The organism is Arthrobacter sp. Z5-13 (genome assembly GCF_056499105.1).
The window spans coordinates 2,342,011-2,359,230 of the sequence record NZ_CP096460.1 but is presented as its reverse complement, the minus strand read 5'-3'; the positions used below and the strand labels follow the sequence as shown (position 1 = coordinate 2,359,230).

Here is a 17,220-nt window from a genome sequence, read left to right as displayed (position 1 = left end):
CACGGAAGAGACACCGAATCTGCTGACCGCGGATACATCGGCGGGGTAGGTTGTTCCCATGGCCAGCGAAGCAACCACCCTCACCGTCGACGGTCCCAACGGTCCCCGGGAGATGCGGATATCGAGTCCCAGCCGCGTCCTCTGGCCGGAACCTGGAATCACCAAGCTGGATCTGGCCAATTACATGGTGGACGTCGGGGAGGCCTTTGTCACGGCCAATGGCGGACGGCCCATTACGCTTCAGCGCTTCTCAGAGAATGTCGACGGCGAACAGTTCTTCTCGAAGAATCCTCCCAAGGGGGCGCCGGACTTCATCCGCTCCGTCAAGGTGGTCTATCCGAGCGCACGGACCCATCCCCAGTTGGTGATCGACGAACCCGCGGCCGCCGTCTGGGCGGTGCAGATGAACACCATCGTTTTCCACCCCTGGCCGTCCCGCGCGGATAACTCGGACAACCCCGACCAGCTGCGGATCGATCTGGACCCTCAGCCCGGAACGGACTTCGACGACGCCGTCCCGGCCGCCATCGAGCTCAGAAGTGTGCTGGCAGAAGCCGGGCTTACTGCATTCATCAAAACGTCAGGAAACCGCGGCCTGCATGTGTTCGCCCCCATTGAGGCCACCCGGGAGTTCCTGGACGTACGGCACGCGGTCATTGCTGCGGCACGCGAGCTTGAGCGCCGCATGCCTGACAAGGTCACTACGGCCTGGTGGAAGGAAGAGCGTGGCGTCAAGGTGTTCGTGGACTTCAACCAGGCCAACCGTGACCGCACCATGGCCGGTGCCTACAGTCCGCGGCCCCTGGCACATGCCCCCGTCTCTTGCCCTATTGAATGGGATGAACTGGAAAGCGCGGATCCCAGAAAATTCACCATCCTCACAGTTCCCGAGCGGTTGAAGACAACCGGTGATCCTTGGGCGGACATGCATTCCAAACCCGGGACCATCGACACCCTCCTGGGCTGGTGGGAACGTGACATTGACGCCGGCCTGGGCGAACTGCCGTTCCCTCCCGACTATCCGAAAATGCCGGGTGAACCACCAAGAGTCCAGCCCAGCCGGGCGAAGAAAGCCGCCGACTGAAAACCGGACTGCCAGCCGGGGAAAGTGTCTGCGAGGTCTAGGAACGGCACATGAATTGGGGCACCATATGAAGTGTTCCCAGCCCGCTGCGCCGCCTGCTCCCCGCCCCGGGCCGCCACCCGATTCCAAGGAGAACCCAAATGCCAACGCGCCTCAACCCCTACCTTGGCTTCCGCGACAACGCCCGCGAAGCCATGACGTACTATCAGTCAGTCTTCGGCGGGGAACTCACCATGAGTACTTTCGGCGAATTCCAGGCCAGCGAAGATCCTGGCGAGCAAGACAAGATCATGCACGCCATGCTCACCACAGATTCCGGAATGGTGCTGATGGGGGCGGACACACCTAACGGCATGAACTACAACCCGGGCGACAACTTTTCCGTCTCCCTCAGCGGAGAAGACGAAACTGAACTGCGCGGATACTGGGATCGCCTCTGTTCAGACGGTACCGTCACCGTCCCGTTCGAACCCGCTCCGTGGGGTGACACCTTCGGCATGTGCACTGACAAGTTCGGTGTCCCGTGGTTGGTCAATGCAGCCGGGGCGCCACCCGCGTAGCTCTTAGTGTCCTGGCTGTTAGGGTCCGGCCACCCCCGACGCAGCCTTTGTTGCCACAAAGTAGGCATTGAACGGGTCCTCCTCCACGTCCTTGACATCCACATACTCGAAGCCGGCGTCGCGGACCATGGATTCCGCCAGCTCGACACCCCAGACGGTCCCAAGGCCGTCTCCGCCCTGCGACAGCGAAACCGATGTGCAGTGGGTGGTGGAGATCGCGTAAAGGAACGTAGCCCAGGGGAGTCGGATGTTCTTCTCAAGCCTGCTGGAGGCCTTGATATCCACCATCAGGAAGGTCACGTCCCGCGATGAGCCCTTCTTCAAAAAAGTCGTAGCCGGTGAAGTTGCTGGCAGGAAAGGCCTGGGCCATGAGGTTGATTGCGTGCCCGGAACCGCAGCCAACATCTGCGACGTCGATTCCGGTGCGCAGGCGGTCGATGCAGCCGGCCAAGGGAAGAATGGTGTCTATCAGCGAAGCGTCGTGAACCGAGCCACTGTCCGATGCCATGATGTGGACGAATCCCGGGTAGTCCTCATAACCCAGGCCGCCCCCGTATCTGAACCTTTCCGCAATCTTGCCGGAGACCTCGGCCATCAGCGTGACGTATTGCAGCGTCCGGGCAAGGTTGTCCGCTCCTGGTCCGCTGACGGAAGGAGCGACGGCGGGATCCAGCAGGTACGTGCGGGCTGCGGGTTCATACTGCACAAGACCGGCAGTAACCATGCCGCCAAGCCATTCCCGCACATAACGCTCCTGCAGTCCCGCTGCATCTGCAATCTGTTCGCTGCTGGCAGCTGGCAAGGTCGCGAGCGTGTCGAAGAGGCCCGTTTGGTGGCCAATACTTGCCAGCACCGCTGCTGCCCCATCATTAAGGATGTCCACCAACCTCTCAGCGGCAGCCTGTGTTGCCTCAGCAGTGGCCCCGGATTCAGCTGAAGCGGCAGAACCCCGGCTTGTTGATTCTTCGAACGTGGTCATGATGGTCCTTCCTCGACTCAAGTACGGATGAATGAATCCGTTAGTTCGAAGCTATGTGCGCGCATGCCGTCCCGTCGTCGGGCATCGGCCTCATCTTTTTCTGCCAGGCATGGGTCAAATCATGCAGACGCAGCGGAGTCGATCAGCACGGCAAACCAGGACCGGACCTGCAAATGAGGCTTGATCAGCGCGGTATCCGGGGCGGGAGGTTGCGTTCCCGTGCCCAGGCTGCAGCTGCGGTCCGACTGTCCACGCCGATCTTGGTGAAAATATTGGCCAGGTGCCGCCCCACCGTTTTCTCGCTGATAACCAGCGTTCGGGCAAGTTGCCGGTTGCTGGCCCCGCCGCAGACCAGCGCCAGGACCTCGCTTTCGCGCGCCGTCAATCCACCAGGGCTGGGCCTGCCTTCAATACGCTCGATATCCGGGAGGGCGCCAAGCTGCCGGTAAATCGCCAGGGAAGTGGCCAGCTCAGCGTCAGCAGCATCCGGTTGGTCCAGCCGCCGCCGGCATTCGGCCAACAACTCGTGAATCTTTGCCGTGCTGTACCGGACACGCTGTTCCCGGTATATCCTGGCCGCAGAATCCAAATGGGGAACTGCCTCAGCCGCCCGTCCTGCGGCTAAAAGCACGGCTCCGCGGGCATGCCGGGCCCAAGCCTGGATCCCGGGGGAGGAGTACTTGGCAGCGATGCGTTGGAGGTGGTCAGACCAGCTATCCGCCAGTACCTTGCGGAGTTTTGCAGAAGTGCCTCCCCGGGCTGCGGGTCAACACCTGTATTCCTTGCACTCGCATAGGCATCGACGGCACCCTCGATATTTCCCCGGAGGCGTCTCACTTCCCCTAGCTCGTAATAGCCAGCGCCGGCCATCCAGCCGTGCGCCTCCACGAGTTGATCACTGCGGGGACCTATCTCCCGTTCCACGGTGTCCCAATCGCCTTCCGCGCTGATCAACTGAAGGTGGTGGATCCTGGTGACTCCGGCATAGATGAAGGAGGCCGACAGTCCGGCGGTCCAGCGGTCCAAAGCGTTGTTCCAAGCGCGCATCCGGGAAAGGTCACCGAGGATATGGCACAGATGCACAACCGTGCAGTAGATGTCGCCTGCCCAGACCGGGGAAAGGTCGCCGGCCAGTACAGAAAGCATGGCCTCGTCAAGCTCGTTGAAGCCCGGTTCAGTCTGTCCTCCCCGAACCAGGGCCAGCCCGTTGAGCACCCGGGCGAAGCAGGCCAGAGTGGGGTTGTCCAGCCGTTCGGCGAGGTGCTCGAGGATACTGGCTGCCTCCCAGGCCGGGCCCGGATCTTCCTCCAAATCCATGGATTGGGAGCTTTCGACGTACAGCAGATAGCCATACTCCGCTGTTTCCTGATTTTGCCGCAGCAAGCGCCTGGCACGGTTCATCCACCCCGAAGCCACAACGACATCTCCGCGCGTGGCCCACTGCAGGGACAATTCGATGGCTTTCATGGCGGCGGCAGCGTGGTCACCGGTTCCATGCAGGCGGCGGTAGACCTCTTCCGAGAGGGCCAGTGACTCCGGCACATGTCCCAGCCACCAGCCCGATTCAGCGAGCACTTCCAGCTCGGGAGTCCCCAGTTCGGACCTGTTCCGGGCAGCGAGCAGGCTTCGGCGGGCGGCGTCCCAGTCTTTGCGGACAAAGGCGGCTCGCGCGCTGGAGATCAGGTCCGTAACTTCTGTCATGTCAGTGTGCTTCCGGATGGTTCCTTCAGAGTACTGCTCGCCCAATGAGCGGGAAAGGGAACCAACGGATCGTCAACTCTCATCGCCTTGGCCCTTTACGGGAGGGCAGCTGTGGCGGGAAGCTGGAGTGAGAAGGGCAAGCGGAGAGCGTCATGGAAGAAAGCCAAGACTGGGGATCCAGGATGACCGACGTCACTGTCAACCCGGCAGTTACGGCGGAGATCCTTGCGCTTGCCCGCCCCCTCGCCGGGCTGCGCGACCTCGACAGCCTGGTGCACCGCTCTGCGGGGTGTGAGCTGGTGGCTATCGGTGAAGCGTCACATGGAACGCACGAGTACTACACGTGGCGGTCCCGCCTGACCATCCGGCTGATCGAAGAGCAAGGCTACAACTGGATCGGGGTTGAAGGCGACTGGCCGGACTGCTGGCGGATCAACCGCTGGGTCACCGGGCAAAGCGGACTCGGCGTCGGAGTGCACGCCTTGCTGGCGGGTTTCGAAAGGTGGCCTACGTGGATGTGGGCCAATGAGGAAGTGGCGGGATTCCTGGACTGGCTTCGCGGCTGGAACATGGAACGTCCGCTGGCCGAACGGGTTGGTTTCTACGGCCTGGATGTCTATTCCTTGTGGGACTCGTTGCGGCAGACCCTGGGCTGGCTGGAAGTGCACTCACCGGAAGCCGTACCGGCAGCAAAACGCGCCCTGGAATGTTTTCAGCCGCATCATGAGGATCCGCATGAATATGCGTGGAAGACGCGGCTGGTCCCGGAAACCTGCCAAGCCGACGTCGTTGCGCTCCTTGAGGAAGTACGCAAGCATGCGCTCACCGCCATAGAGCACCGCGACGACGACGCTTTTGACGCCTTGCAGAATGCGGAAGTGGCAGCAAACGCCGAGCATTACTACCGCACCATGGTCAACGGCAGCCGCGACTCGTGGAACATCCGCGACCGCCACATGGCAGACACCATCGAGCGTCTCCGCCAGCACGCGGGTCCGGCGTCGAAAGGGATCATTTGGGAGCACAACTCCCACATCGGGGACGCCAGAGCAACTGATATGGCGCGTAACGGACTGGTGAACGTTGGCCAATTGATCCGGGAGCGTTACGGGGCGGACCGGGTTCTGCTTGTGGGGTTTGCCGGTTACGGTGGCACCGTGGTTGCCGCTGAAGACTGGGGTTCCCGCGAACAGGTTGTCCGAGTGCCTGAGGCTCGGACAGGGAGTCATGAATACCTCCTTCACCATTGCCTGGGCGTGCCTGCCATCCTGGAATTCGGCAGGAAGCGTCCCGGGCCATGGCTGTCCCGCAAGCTTGGCCACCGGGCCATAGGCGTCGTCTACAGCCCCGAAAGCGAGCAGGCCAATTATGTTCCGACGGTCATGGGTGGCCGCTACGACGCGCTTATTTGGCTCGAGCGCACGGTTGCCCTGCGCCCGATCCACCACGAGGGTCCACCCGTCGGGCCGGAATTCGAAACCGAACCGAGCGGGTTCTAGCTCTTTCCGCGGATTTAGCCGGGGGAGGGAGCGTCTACCCGGCTCATTTTTGGATCAAGGGTCCACGCCGTCCTCGAACGGGTTCCCCGCGCCCTACCGCCGTGACCCCGGCTCCATGAGGACAGCCACGACGGGTAGGACAGGGTCAGACAACTACTTCAGCTGTCCGCGGACCTCGCCTCCGGGGAACGTTGGTGTGTGCACATTCACGTAGTAAGCCCGGGGGTTTGCCTCAAGAGCAGCCAACACCATGGGATCCGCGGGGACGCAGGCGGTCTCCGTCCAGGTAGTGCCTGTGCCGGTCTCCAGAGGAATGACGACCGGGCCAGCCACCTTACGGGCACCGACGTGGATATGAGCTGCGACAACTGGTGCCGACAGGCCTTTGACGGACAGCGTGTAGCAAAGTTCCCCATTGACGATGTGGTAGCTGAAGAATCCATGGGCGCCAGTATTGGAACCGGTGGTTTCCTGGCCCACATTGAGCGGTATGGCTGCTCCTCCACCGCCGGGAGCCGCTGTGGCAGCGCCGGTATTGGCAGTGGCAAGGGCAGTTACTGCAGCCAAAACGGCCATGGCACGGAATCTGGCCGGGTGAGCGTCTAACATGATCGTTTCTCCTTCGATAAGCCCCAGCAACGTCACGGTACGCCCGCGGAGAAGGGGCGCACAATGGCTTCACCGCCCATGTTTTGTCCTGATGCTGTTGACGCGTACGATCTATAGGGTTTCAAGCCTGCTTTGCTGAATACCGCACAACACCACGGTTAACTTCCCGTGAACTGTGCTGTTCGGCTTCGGGCAACGGGGAAGTGGAACTGCTGACCGTCGACTCTGCAGATTGGGCAACAGGTGGATATCACCTTTATGGTGGCGCTGGTTATAGCGCTGGCACTTTTTTTCGACTTCACCAATGGTTTTCATGACACGGCAAATGCCATGGCTACTCCGATTGCCACGGGTGCCATCAAGCCCAAAACGGCAGTGGCTTTGGCAGCCGTTCTGAACCTGGTGGGTGCATTCCTCTCCACTGAAGTGGCCAAGACTGTTTCCGGAGGGATTATCCGGGAAGGTTCTGAAGGCATTCAGATCACCCCTGAGATTATCTTCGCCGGGCTCATGGGAGCCATTCTCTGGAACATGATCACCTGGCTCAAGGGCCTGCCGTCCAGTTCCTCACATGCCCTCTTCGGTGGCCTCATCGGGGCCGCGATTGCCGGCATCGGGCTGCATTCGATCAACTTTGAATCGCTGATGCAAAAAGTGATCCTTCCGGCGATTTTTGCCCCGGTCATTGCAGGCGCCGTCGCTTATATCTGCACCCGCCTGGCCTATGCGCTGACCTCCCGGCACGACCCCGAGACAGGGGACAAGCTGACGCAGAAGCGCGGGGGCTTCCGCACGGGGCAGATCTTCACATCCAGCCTGGTGGCACTCGCCCACGGAACCAATGATGCCCAGAAGACAATGGGCATCATCACCTTGGTGCTGATCGCTGCAGGCACCCAGCCCACAGGTTCCGGGCCCCAGTTCTGGGTCATCGCGGCCTGCGCCTTTGCTATTGCAATCGGCACCTACGCGGGCGGCTGGCGGATCATCAGGACCATGGGTTCCGGGCTGACTGACGTTAAGCCTGCACAGGGTTTCGCTGCCGAAACCAGCACGGCCTCAGCGATTCTGGCTTCATCGCATCTGGGGTTTGCCTTGTCCACCACACAGGTGGCCTCGGGCTCCGTCATCGGCTCAGGGCTTGGCCGCAAGGGAACCTCAGTGAGATGGGCGACGGCGGGACGAATCGCCGTCGGCTGGCTGTTCACCCTCCCGGCGGCGGGCATCATGGGCGCCCTGACTGCCTGGCTGGTCAGTACCGGCGTCGTCGGTGTGGCCATCGCCGGAGCGGCTGGATTTGCGTCAGTGCTGCTGATGTACTTCGAATCGCGCAAGTCCCACGTCGGCCATCACAACGCTGTGGAGGTTGAGGAAGCCGGCCATGCTGTGCGGTTCCAGAAGAAGAAGGCGGCAGCGGCAGCACGCGCCAACAAGAAGAAGGGCGGCCAGAAATGAAGTGGTTGGAACTTTTGATGGTGGGCGGAGCCACCTTGGTAGCCGCCGTCACGGTTGTGGGGCTGTACTCCCTCGGCGTCCGCCTGACAGCCATAGCCGGAGACGTTACGCCCGAGGCCCCCCGCTGGATCCAGCCGCTTGCCTACGTCTGTTTCGCACTATGCGGCTTAGCAGTTCTCTTTGGTCTCTACCTGATCATTCCTTACTTCAGCAAGTAGATTCAGCCGGCAAAGCGCACAGCGCCCATGGGTTCAAACGCGGTATTTGAACCCGGACCTGAAGTGGTTAGGCTGGGGCCATGTCTAGTCTCCAGTACTACGTGGGCGCCTCTCTTGACGGATATATTGCCACGCCCGACGACGACCTTGCCTGGCTCCTGCAGTTCGACGGTTTCGAAGGCGGGAAGGAAAGCTACGACTCCTTTATGGAGGGCGTCGGCTGCATCGTCATGGGAGGGGAAACCTACCGCTGGCTGCTGGAGCACGATCCCGGCAAGTGGCCCTACCCGAACACGCCCTGCTGGATTTTCACCCATCACGAGGGCACGGTACCTAAGGACGCTGATATCACTTTTGCCCGCGGTGACGTCACGACTTTTGTCTCAGACCTGAAGGCAGACGCCGATGGCAAGAACGTGTGGGTGGTGGGCGGCGGCAACCTCGCAGCGCAGTTCGCCGACGCAGGGTTGCTGGACGAAATGATTGTTTCGGTTATCCCCCTGATTCTTGGCGAGGGCAAGCCGGTCCTGCCGCTGCGGAAGCCCACGCCGCCCCTGGAACTGGTGTCGTCAGCGGCCCTGGGTCGCGGCGTAGTGGAGTTGCGGTACCGGTTACATCACTGATTACTCGTCAATATCCCGAATGAGGTTGGTGATGCGGGCTGTTGACAGTCTCCTCCCCTGTTCGTCTGTCATCACGATCTCATGGGTGGTGAGCGTGCGGCCCAGGTGAATGGCCGTACACGTTCCGGTGACTGTGCCCGTGGAGATGGACCGGTGATGGGTAGCGCCCACTTCAATTCCCAGCGCCTGCCTGCCAGGACCTGCATGCATTCCTGCTGCGAAGGATCCAAGCGTCTCGGCGAGGACAACGTGGGCTCCGCCGTGCAGGATTCCAGCCACCTGCGTGTTGCCTTCCACTGGCATCGTGGCCACGGTGCGCGCCGGACTCATCTCGACGAAGCGGATGCCCATCTTGACCACCAGAGCACCAATCCCGTAGCCGCCGAGCCAATCATGGAGTTCCTTGGGGATTCCGGCTGAGGTCAGTTCGTCGGCAAACCGGTGGGGCGTGAAATTGTCCATCATGCCAACTAGGCTGGCACCTGTGAGTGAAACTACCAAACCGGCCCCCTTCCCGTTCGAAACCGCTGACCTTCAGGACGACGCCGCCCCGAAGGCCAACGCTGGTGCAGACGCAACCCTGCCCACTGACGCTGCTTTGCAGGACGTGAAGATTCCCCCGCCCGGTGATCGTTCCGTTTCTGCCACGGAAGCCCCTGTGATTCCTATCACTGGTCAGCCGCGGCTGCTGGTACTAGATGGCCACTCCATGGCATTCCGGGCTTTCTTCGCCTTGCCGGCGGACAAGTTCTCTACGGCAAACGGGCAGCACACCAACGCCATCCACGGATTCACGTCCATGCTCATCAACCTGATCAAGGAACAGAAGCCAACCCACGTGGCCGTGGCCTTCGATGTATCGGATGACACCACGCACCGGAAGGCCGAGTACAGCGAGTACAAGGGCGGCCGCAACCAAACTCCCATGGAGATGAGCGGCCAGATCGACCTCATTGACAAGGTCATGCAGGCGTGGGGCATCAAGACCATCAAAATGCCCGGTTACGAAGCTGACGACATTTTGGCAACACTCGCCGCCATGGGTGAGAAGGCCGGTTACGAAGTGCTCCTGGTGACCGGTGACCGTGACGCATTCCAACTCATCACCGACAACGTTTTTGTGCTTTACCCCAGGAAGGGTGTCAGCGATATTCCGCGGCTGGATACTGCTGCCATTCAGGAGAAGTACTTTGTGACGCCCCCGCAGTACTCGGACCTGGCCGCACTGGTGGGGGAGTCCGCGGACAACCTCCCAGGCATCCCCGGAGTGGGTCCCAAGACGGCAGCCAAATGGATCAACCTCTACGGCGGACTTGAAGGGGTCCTGGAAAATGTGGACGCCATCGGCGGCAAGGTTGGGGACGCGCTCCGCGAAAACGTGGAGGCAGTCAAACGCAACCGGCGGCTGAACAGGCTCCACACTGACCTTGATCTCCCGCTCACGTTGGATGATCTCGCAGAGCCCCGCCCGAATGAGGCGGCTCTGGAGCAGCTGTTCGACGACCTCGAATTCAAGACCATCCGCACCCGGCTCTTTGCCCTCTACAGCAGCGAAGAATTGGAATCCGCTGAGCGTGAGAGCATCGACACGCCAGATTTCGTCACCCCCGCGGGTGCAAAGGAGTTGAGTGCCTTCCTGGCGGCAGGCACAGGCAAGCGGTCCGCCGTCGCCGTCGACCTGGTGCCCGGCAGGATCGGCGAGGACGCCGCCGCGCTGGCCATCGTCCGTGACGACGCCGCCGTCTACATCGACCTCGCTGCCCAGGACGCTGAAGCCGAGAACGTCCTGGCTGATTGGCTGCGGGACGCGCAGGCCCCGAAGGTCATGCACGGGTACAAGGCTGCGTTGAAGGCCCTGTCCAGCCGGGGCCTGGGCTTGGAAGGGGTAGTGGATGACACATCGATTTCCGGCTATCTCATCCAGCCTGACCGCCGCACCTATGAGCTCTCCGAACTGGCCCAGCACCACCTCAACATCAGCATCTCGCCTGAGACCGCCAAGGCGGGCCAGCTGGAGCTGTCGTTCGACGGCGACGACGCCGCAGCGTCGGGTGCGCTCGTCCAAGCGGCCGCTGTGGTCCAGGCTCTGAGCCGTCATTTCGAATCCGAATTGAAGGAGCGCAAGGCCGAGGACCTGCTGAGCACCCTGGAGCTGCCCGTCAGCCGGGTCCTTGCCGACATGGAGCTGGCGGGGATTGCCATCGACATGCCACGGCTGGATGAGCAGCTGGCCGATCTCTCCAAGGTGATTGACAACGCCCAGGAGCTGGCCTTCGCAGCGATCGGGCATGAGGTGAACCTGGGGTCGCCCAAGCAGCTCCAGACCGTCCTGTTCGAGGAACTCCAGCTGCCAAAGACCAAGAAGATCAAGTCCGGTTACACTACCGACGCGGCGTCACTCAAGAACCTGCTCGAGAAGACGGGACACGAGTTCCTGGTCCAGCTTATGGCCCACCGCGAGTCCTCGAAGCTGCGGCAGATGCTGGAATCCCTGAAGAAGTCCGTCACGGACGATGGCAGGATCCATACCACCTACGCTCAGAACGTTGCAGCTACGGGCCGGATCTCGTCAAACAACCCCAACCTGCAGAACATCCCCATCCGAAGCGAGGAAGGCCGCCGGGTCCGTGGCATCTTCGTGGTCAGCGACGGCTATGATTGCCTGCTCTCCGCCGATTACTCGCAGATCGAGATGCGGATCATGGCGCACCTCTCGGGCGACGCTGGCCTCATTCAGGCGTACAAGGAAGGGGAAGACCTGCACCGGTTTGTTGGCTCCAACATCTTCCATGTCCCGACCGAAGAAGTCACCAGTGCCATGCGTTCAAAGGTCAAGGCCATGTCTTACGGCCTGGCCTACGGGTTGACGTCCTTCGGTCTTTCCAAGCAGCTGGAGATTTCGGTCGATGAGGCGCGGACGCTCATGAAGGATTACTTCGACCGGTTCGGCGCCGTCCGCGACTATCTTCGCGGCGTGGTGGACCAGGCAAGGGTCGACGGCTATACAGCAACCATCGAAGGACGGCGCCGCTACCTGCCGGATCTGACCAGCACGGACCGCCAGCTTCGCGAGAATGCGGAGCGCATCGCACTCAACTCGCCTATCCAGGGTTCCGCAGCGGACATCATCAAGCGGGCAATGCTTGGAGTGCATTCCGAGCTCGAGGCGCAGGGGCTCAAGTCACGGATGCTGTTGCAGGTCCATGATGAGCTCGTCCTGGAGGTAGCAAACGGGGAACGGGCTGCCGTGGAGAAGCTCGTGACAGAGCAGATGGGTGCAGCCGCCCAGCTGACCGTTCCCTTGGACGTCCAGATTGGCGTGGGCTCCAGCTGGTACGAAGCCGGGCACTGAGACAAGAAGCAACCAGCAGGCATATGAGATGGCCGGCGCCCCGATTGTGCGCCGGCCGGTAAACCGATTTTGGGGAGAAACAGACGTGTCAGAGAAGTATGAAGTAAAAAGATTCCGTGCTGCCGCAAAGGATTCACCCGACTATTCCAAAAACCTGGGCTGGATGCGGGCAGTGGAGGATGGTTTCCTCGACAACCGGCGCAGCACGGAGTTCGTGGACAAGATCATGACCATGTACAGGGTGGATGACCGTGAATTGACGGGGGTCTACCAGACGGGATCGGTTGCTGTTCATTCGCTGGCAGTAGATGTCCCGGTGGCTACTTTCGGCACGCTTTTGAAGACTCTGAACACCGGCTACGGCAGGCAGTTGGAAACACGCCTGGTTACCGCGGTGACCGTCCGGGGTACCCACCGGCGGCGGGGCCTGTTGCGGCGGATGATGACCGAGGACCTCACTGAAGCGAAGACTCAGGGCCAGGCCATGGCCGCACTAACGGCCTCCGAAGGGTCCATCTACCGGCGCTTTGGATACGGCGTGGCCACCTTTGAACGCAGCATCAAAGTGGACACGGGCCCCCGGTTCCAGTTGCGCCATGAGCCTGCAGGAACAGTGGAGATTGCGGACCGAAAGGTGCTGCTGGATGTTGCACCCGGGGTGTTCGCCCAATCTCATCAAGTCACGCCGGGATCCATAGTGCGTCAAGAGTCATACCGCCAGAGGGTCTCGGGCGCGTTCGGTCAGGACGGTTCGGAAGACCAGGGCATCAGGTGCGCCCTCCATTACAACTCCGACGGGGAGGTTGACGGCTACGTCTCGTACAAGTTTGCCGGCTGGGAGGCGAAGCCCTACACCGTGAATATTGTGGATCTGGTAGCGGGCTCGGATGCTGCCTACCTGGATCTGTGGAAATTCCTGGGCGCCATCGATCTGGTCGAGCGCATCAGCTGGGAGGAAGCCCCGGTGGATGACCCCCTGGGCTGGGCACTCGAGGATCCGCGCTGCATTGAGTCCTCGGACCACCGGGATATGCTCTGGCTTCGTATCCTCGACGTTGCCGGTGCGCTCACGGGTCGCCGCTACTCGGCTGACGGCACGCTCATTTTCGAAGTCTCTGACCCCTTGGGTTTCGCCTCAGGCACCTACCGCCTGGAGGTTCGGGATGGAGAAGCCAGCCTCACTAACGCCTCGGATGGCCAGTCACCGGAGCTTAAGCTCGATGTCGCCGAACTGGGTTCCATCTATCTGGGAGCCGTTTGCCCGGTAACGCTGACAGCCGCCGGGAGAATCAGGGAGGACGTCCCAGGGGCAGCGCTCAAGGCCCGGCAGATGTTTGCTGTCGAGCGCTCAACGCACTGCATGACGCACTTCTAACCCGGTACCAGCCGTACGCCCTGGGAGCGATTCCGTTGAATCGCCCCGGGGCGTATGGTGAGGCATGCGTCAGAGTTCCGAGGGCGGATCGCACTGGTTCCGGGAGTGGATTCCCTCCCTGGGCACGAGTCTGGCCATGGTCACCCTGGCCACTTCGCTGATTGCCATTCCGCTGTCCGGCACTCAAGAACTGGACCTGTCAGGCGGGCAGTTGGCGGCGTGGGTCATGACCATCTATACGTTGCCCTGCTTGCTCGGCCTGGTTCTGGGTCTGCGGTTCAAGCAGCCACTCCTCCTGACCGGGAACATCTTCGTACTCATCTTCATCGTCTCCCTCCAAGGCCGGCTGACGTTCGCGGAACTCGCGGGGGCTTCGATGGTTGCTGGAGCCGCGGTGGTGGTGATCACTGCCCTGGGGCTCGCCGACCAACTGGCACGCCTCATCCCCGAGCCAATTGTGGTCGGTCTCCTGGCCGGTTCCACCCTCCCGTTTGTTGCCGACGTTTTCACTGTTATGGGATCCGAACCCGCAGTGATTGGTCTCGCATTCCTTGCTTACCTCCTGGGCAGAAAGTATCTCGACAGCCGGGTTCCCTCAGTTTTTCTTGCAATGGTGGTGGGGATTGCTGCTGCTGTGGTGCTGGGCCGCTTCGGGAACGCCGGCGGCGACGGTTTCCAACACCTACCGGCCCTCACGGCGCCGGTGTTTACCTGGGACGCGGTCTTGACGGCCGCCCCGGTCATGGTGGTTCTCATTGTTCTTCAGTCCAACGTTCCCTCCCTGGTCTTCCTCAAAAACGAGCTCTACAGTCCTCCTGTACGGACCATGGGCTACGTGAGCGGGATCGGCACAATGGTGGCATCCTTCCTTGGCCCCTCAGGACTTTCTCTTTCGCTTCCGGCCACGGCCATTGTCGCCGGACCCGACGCCGGTCCCCGCCATTACCGCTACAGAGCCGTCATCCTGACGTATGTCATCTTTCTGGCGATGACACCTCTGGTCGGCTTCGCCGCAGCCGCCAGAGTGGTGCTGCCGCTGGAACTGCTGGTAGGAATCGCCGGGTTGGCAGTGATTGGGGTTTTGGGCATGGCGCTGAAGCGGATCAGCACGGGTCCTTTGACTCTGGGTCCGTTGATCGCCTTCGCGGTAGCCGTCTCCGAGCTGTCGATGTTCGGGTTGGGCCCCTATTTCTGGTCGTTGGTCTTCGGTGTTGCGGTGTCCCGGGCATTGGAAGGGGAAGGCGTCAAAACGCTTGGCCAGCAAGAGCCGGAACGCAAGCCCTGATGGCCGCCCGCTTTGACCCTTCTTGTCGGGTACGACTAGAATAAACGGGCGTGTACTACGTGCACGTGTCTAGAATCCACAAAATCAGGATGACCCGGCAGTTCTGCGTGTTCTGCCGTCTTCCAGTTATGCGTTCCATAATGCGTGCCTGGCGGTTTGCCTGACCGACTAACTATCCACAACGGAGCCCCTACTACATGACCATCACCTCCACCGAGAAGCCCGGTACCCCCGTAGTCGCGATTAACGACATCGGTACCGCTGAGGACTTCCTCGCAGCAGTCGACGCCACCATCAAGTACTTCAACGACGGAGACCTCGTCGAAGGTACCGTCGTCAAGGTCGACCGCGACGAAGTTCTGCTCGACATCGGTTACAAGACCGAAGGTGTCATCCCCTCCCGCGAGCTTTCCATCAAGCACGATGTTGATCCCGGAGACGTCGTCTCCGTTGGCGATCAGGTCGAAGCCCTGGTGCTCACCAAGGAAGACAAAGAAGGCCGCCTGATTCTCTCCAAGAAACGTGCTCAGTACGAGCGCGCCTGGGGCGACATCGAGAAGGTCAAGGAAGAAGACGGTGTCGTCACCGGTACCGTCATCGAGGTTGTCAAGGGTGGTCTTATCCTCGACATCGGTCTGCGCGGCTTCCTGCCGGCGTCCCTCGTCGAGATGCGCCGTGTGCGCGACCTTGCTCCGTACATCGGTCAGCAGATCGAAGCCAAGATCATCGAGCTGGACAAGAACCGCAACAACGTTGTGCTTTCCCGCCGTGCATGGCTCGAGCAGACCCAGTCCGAGGTCCGCTCCACTTTCCTCAACAAGCTGGAAAAGGGCCAGGTCCGTCCCGGCGTCGTTTCCTCCATCGTCAACTTCGGTGCCTTCGTGGACCTTGGCGGCGTAGACGGCCTCGTTCACGTTTCCGAGCTGTCCTGGAAGCACATCGACCACCCGTCCGAGGTTGTCGAAGTTGGCCAGGAAGTCACCGTCGAGGTTCTCGAAGTCGACCTGGACCGCGAGCGTGTTTCCCTGTCGCTCAAGGCTACGCAGGAAGACCCGTGGCAGACCTTCGCCCGCACGCACGCCCTTGGGCAGGTTGTGCCGGGTAAGGTCACCAAGCTGGTTCCGTTCGGTGCGTTTGTTCGCGTCGAAGACGGCATCGAAGGCCTGGTCCACATCTCCGAGCTCGCAGTCCGCCACGTTGAACTGGCTGAGCAGGTTGTCTCCGTTGGTGACGAGCTGTTCGTCAAGGTCATCGACATCGATCTCGAGCGCCGCCGCATCTCCCTCTCCCTCAAGCAGGCTAACGAGGGCGTGGACGCCGAGAGCACCGAATTCGATCCGGCTCTCTACGGCATGGCCGCTGAGTACGACGAAGAAGGCAACTACAAGTACCCGGAGGGCTTCGACCCGGAGTCCAACGAGTGGCTTGAAGGCTACGAGAACCAGCGCGCAGCATGGGAGCAGCAGTATGCTGACGCCCAGACCCGCTGGGAAGCACACAAGAAGCAGGTTGCTCAGCACGCTGCCGACGACGCTGCTGCCGCAACGTCCGGTGACAGTGACTCGGGCACCACGAGCTACTCTTCCGAGCCGGCTGCCGCCGAGAACAACAACAACGCCGGCACCCTTGCTTCGGATGAGGCTCTCGCAGCACTGCGCGAGAAGCTCACCGGCAACTAGTTTGTCCCGCTGACCGGCACACGAGAGTGAGCTGATCCAGCAAAATGGAAGGTGGCCGTCCCCGTTGGGGGCGGCCACCTTTCGTTAAGGCGTTATCCGTCGATCCATTCCGTGGCGCCGGCAACGACAGAGGCCGCACCGGAGGTGAGGGTGGCGACCCGGTCTGCTGCTTCGGACACCGTCCGGGGATCATCCGCCAGCGCAAGCGTCAGGACAGCCGCGGAGGCCTCGTAGCGTGTCTGCGCCAGGAGATAGCCGCTGCTCCGAAGTTCATTTTCCAATCGACCGGCCTGGCCATGGGCAACCCTGACGCTGCAGAGCCTCAGCCTTTGCCGCTCCACCAGCGGAGCCTTGTCCAAGGCACTGGAGACGGAGTCCGAATAGGCGCGGATCAACCCGCCCGTCCCCAGAAGGATTCCTCCGAAATACCGGACGACGACGGCGGTTATGTCGCTGAGACCGGCGCTGCCTGGTGCGGTCTCGCGTTTCAGAAGTGCATCCAGCATGGGCATGCCGGCGGATCCCGAGGGCTCTCCGTCGTCGTCAGAGCGCTGGACGCTACGGTCGGCGCCCAGCACGAAAGCTGAGCAGTGGTGCCGGGCGTCGTGGAACTCTTTGCGGAGTTCTGCGACGAGGGCACGGGCGGCATCCTCACTCTCAGTGCGGCGAAGAACAGTAATGAACCGGGAGCGGCGGATTTCAAGCTCTGAACGGAAATCGCGGCCTGCAGGCAGCGTTATATAGGACGTTGCCCTGCTTTCCACCGGATCAGCGTCGTTCAGCACCGCACCAGTTTAGTCT

At 61.5% G+C, this 17,220-nt stretch carries 17 protein-coding genes; 10 read left to right on the top strand and 7 right to left on the bottom strand.

From position 1 onward, the window contains the following. The first annotated feature begins 58 nt into the window (after positions 1-58). Complete coding sequence (ligD, locus tag M1E02_RS11270) at positions 59-1,084, top strand: non-homologous end-joining DNA ligase (protein ID WP_479374359.1); 1,026 nt, start codon at positions 59-61, stop codon at positions 1,082-1,084. Positions 1,085-1,224: 140 nt separating this feature from the next. Next, a complete protein-coding gene (locus tag M1E02_RS11265) occupies positions 1,225-1,644 on the top strand; it encodes a VOC family protein (protein WP_479374358.1) in 420 nt (139 codons plus the stop codon). A gap of 18 nt (positions 1,645-1,662) precedes the next feature. Here M1E02_RS11265 and M1E02_RS11260 read toward each other — a convergent pair whose 3' ends face one another. From M1E02_RS11260 to M1E02_RS11245, 4 genes are all read right to left on the bottom strand, one after another. Continuing rightward, entirely contained in the window at positions 1,663-1,932 is a 270-nt protein-coding gene (locus M1E02_RS11260; RefSeq protein ID WP_479374357.1) for a hypothetical protein, read from the bottom strand. Continuing rightward, positions 1,901-2,623 (bottom strand): class I SAM-dependent methyltransferase, encoded by a 723-nt coding sequence (locus M1E02_RS11255; protein WP_479374356.1) that lies wholly within the window; start codon positions 2,621-2,623, stop codon positions 1,901-1,903. The genes M1E02_RS11260 and M1E02_RS11255 overlap by 32 nt, the downstream gene beginning before the upstream one ends. A 184-nt stretch (positions 2,624-2,807) precedes the next feature. Continuing rightward, complete coding sequence (locus M1E02_RS11250; RefSeq protein WP_479374355.1) at positions 2,808-3,254, bottom strand: LuxR C-terminal-related transcriptional regulator; 447 nt, start codon at positions 3,252-3,254, stop codon at positions 2,808-2,810. Beyond that, positions 3,245-4,324, bottom strand: coding sequence for a hypothetical protein (locus M1E02_RS11245; protein ID WP_479374354.1), 1,080 nt, complete (start codon positions 4,322-4,324; stop codon positions 3,245-3,247). Before M1E02_RS11245 ends, M1E02_RS11250 begins: the two co-directional genes overlap by 10 nt. A 182-nt stretch (positions 4,325-4,506) precedes the next feature. On the opposite strand from M1E02_RS11245, the gene M1E02_RS11240 reads away from it, so the two are divergent. After that, positions 4,507-5,823, top strand: coding sequence for an erythromycin esterase family protein (locus tag M1E02_RS11240; RefSeq protein ID WP_479374353.1), 1,317 nt, complete (start codon positions 4,507-4,509; stop codon positions 5,821-5,823). Between the two features lie 153 nt (positions 5,824-5,976). On the opposite strand, the gene M1E02_RS11235 is transcribed toward M1E02_RS11240, so the two are convergent. After that, a complete protein-coding gene (locus M1E02_RS11235) occupies positions 5,977-6,399 on the bottom strand; it encodes a CHRD domain-containing protein (RefSeq protein WP_479374352.1) in 423 nt (140 codons plus the stop codon). Positions 6,400-6,675: 276 nt separating this feature from the next. Here M1E02_RS11235 and M1E02_RS11230 point away from each other — a divergent pair, with 276 nt between their 5' ends. From M1E02_RS11230 to M1E02_RS11220, 3 genes are all read left to right on the top strand, one after another. After that, complete coding sequence (locus M1E02_RS11230; RefSeq protein WP_479374351.1) at positions 6,676-7,887, top strand: inorganic phosphate transporter; 1,212 nt, start codon at positions 6,676-6,678, stop codon at positions 7,885-7,887. Continuing rightward, entirely contained in the window at positions 7,884-8,105 is a 222-nt protein-coding gene (locus tag M1E02_RS11225) for a hypothetical protein (protein ID WP_479374350.1), read from the top strand. The genes M1E02_RS11230 and M1E02_RS11225 overlap by 4 nt, the downstream gene beginning before the upstream one ends. Before the next feature lie 80 nt (positions 8,106-8,185). Next, positions 8,186-8,728: a dihydrofolate reductase family protein gene (locus M1E02_RS11220; protein ID WP_479374349.1), complete on the top strand. Its 543-nt coding sequence runs from the start codon at positions 8,186-8,188 to the stop codon at positions 8,726-8,728. On the opposite strand, the gene M1E02_RS11215 is transcribed toward M1E02_RS11220, so the two are convergent. Next, on the bottom strand, positions 8,729-9,193 hold the full coding sequence (locus M1E02_RS11215; protein WP_479374348.1) for a hotdog fold thioesterase: 465 nt from the start codon (positions 9,191-9,193) through the stop codon (positions 8,729-8,731). A gap of 244 nt (positions 9,194-9,437) precedes the next feature. Here M1E02_RS11215 and polA point away from each other — a divergent pair, with 244 nt between their 5' ends. The 4 genes from polA (at position 9,438) to rpsA (ending at position 16,419) form a co-directional block, all read left to right on the top strand. Further along, positions 9,438-12,080, top strand: coding sequence for a DNA polymerase I (gene polA, locus M1E02_RS11210; protein ID WP_479378132.1), 2,643 nt, complete (start codon positions 9,438-9,440; stop codon positions 12,078-12,080). A gap of 85 nt (positions 12,081-12,165) precedes the next feature. Further along, positions 12,166-13,455, top strand: a complete 1,290-nt coding sequence (locus M1E02_RS11205; RefSeq protein WP_479374347.1) for a GNAT family N-acetyltransferase — start codon at positions 12,166-12,168, stop codon at positions 13,453-13,455. A gap of 64 nt (positions 13,456-13,519) precedes the next feature. Beyond that, positions 13,520-14,740, top strand: a complete 1,221-nt coding sequence (locus M1E02_RS11200; protein ID WP_479374346.1) for a benzoate/H(+) symporter BenE family transporter — start codon at positions 13,520-13,522, stop codon at positions 14,738-14,740. Between the two features lie 197 nt (positions 14,741-14,937). Continuing rightward, entirely contained in the window at positions 14,938-16,419 is a 1,482-nt protein-coding gene (gene rpsA, locus M1E02_RS11195) for a 30S ribosomal protein S1 (protein ID WP_309106871.1), read from the top strand. A gap of 92 nt (positions 16,420-16,511) precedes the next feature. Here the strand turns inward: rpsA and M1E02_RS11190 are convergent, their stop codons facing one another. Beyond that, positions 16,512-17,204: a YigZ family protein gene (locus M1E02_RS11190; RefSeq protein WP_479374345.1), complete on the bottom strand. Its 693-nt coding sequence runs from the start codon at positions 17,202-17,204 to the stop codon at positions 16,512-16,514. Between the last annotated feature and the right edge of the window lie 16 nt (positions 17,205-17,220).

What these genes read in the sequence shown, in the direction of transcription:
- M1E02_RS11260 (WP_479374357.1), bottom strand. Translation starts at nt 1,932, where the DNA reads ATGGTGGATATCAAGGCCTCCAGCAGGCTTGAGAAGAACATCCGACTC.
- polA (WP_479378132.1), top strand. Translation starts at nt 9,438, where the DNA reads ATGGCATTCCGGGCTTTCTTCGCCTTGCCGGCGGACAAGTTCTCTACG.
- ligD (WP_479374359.1), top strand. Translation starts at nt 59, where the DNA reads ATGGCCAGCGAAGCAACCACCCTCACCGTCGACGGTCCCAACGGTCCC.
- M1E02_RS11240 (WP_479374353.1), top strand. Translation starts at nt 4,507, where the DNA reads ATGACCGACGTCACTGTCAACCCGGCAGTTACGGCGGAGATCCTTGCG.
- rpsA (WP_309106871.1), top strand. Translation starts at nt 14,938, where the DNA reads ATGACCATCACCTCCACCGAGAAGCCCGGTACCCCCGTAGTCGCGATT.
- M1E02_RS11225 (WP_479374350.1), top strand. Translation starts at nt 7,884, where the DNA reads ATGAAGTGGTTGGAACTTTTGATGGTGGGCGGAGCCACCTTGGTAGCC.
- M1E02_RS11265 (WP_479374358.1), top strand. Translation starts at nt 1,225, where the DNA reads ATGCCAACGCGCCTCAACCCCTACCTTGGCTTCCGCGACAACGCCCGC.
- M1E02_RS11220 (WP_479374349.1), top strand. Translation starts at nt 8,186, where the DNA reads ATGTCTAGTCTCCAGTACTACGTGGGCGCCTCTCTTGACGGATATATT.
- M1E02_RS11235 (WP_479374352.1), bottom strand. Translation starts at nt 6,399, where the DNA reads ATGGCCGTTTTGGCTGCAGTAACTGCCCTTGCCACTGCCAATACCGGC.
- M1E02_RS11255 (WP_479374356.1), bottom strand. Translation starts at nt 2,623, where the DNA reads ATGACCACGTTCGAAGAATCAACAAGCCGGGGTTCTGCCGCTTCAGCT.
- M1E02_RS11215 (WP_479374348.1), bottom strand. Translation starts at nt 9,193, where the DNA reads ATGATGGACAATTTCACGCCCCACCGGTTTGCCGACGAACTGACCTCA.
- M1E02_RS11245 (WP_479374354.1), bottom strand. Translation starts at nt 4,324, where the DNA reads ATGACAGAAGTTACGGACCTGATCTCCAGCGCGCGAGCCGCCTTTGTC.
- M1E02_RS11200 (WP_479374346.1), top strand. Translation starts at nt 13,520, where the DNA reads ATGCGTCAGAGTTCCGAGGGCGGATCGCACTGGTTCCGGGAGTGGATT.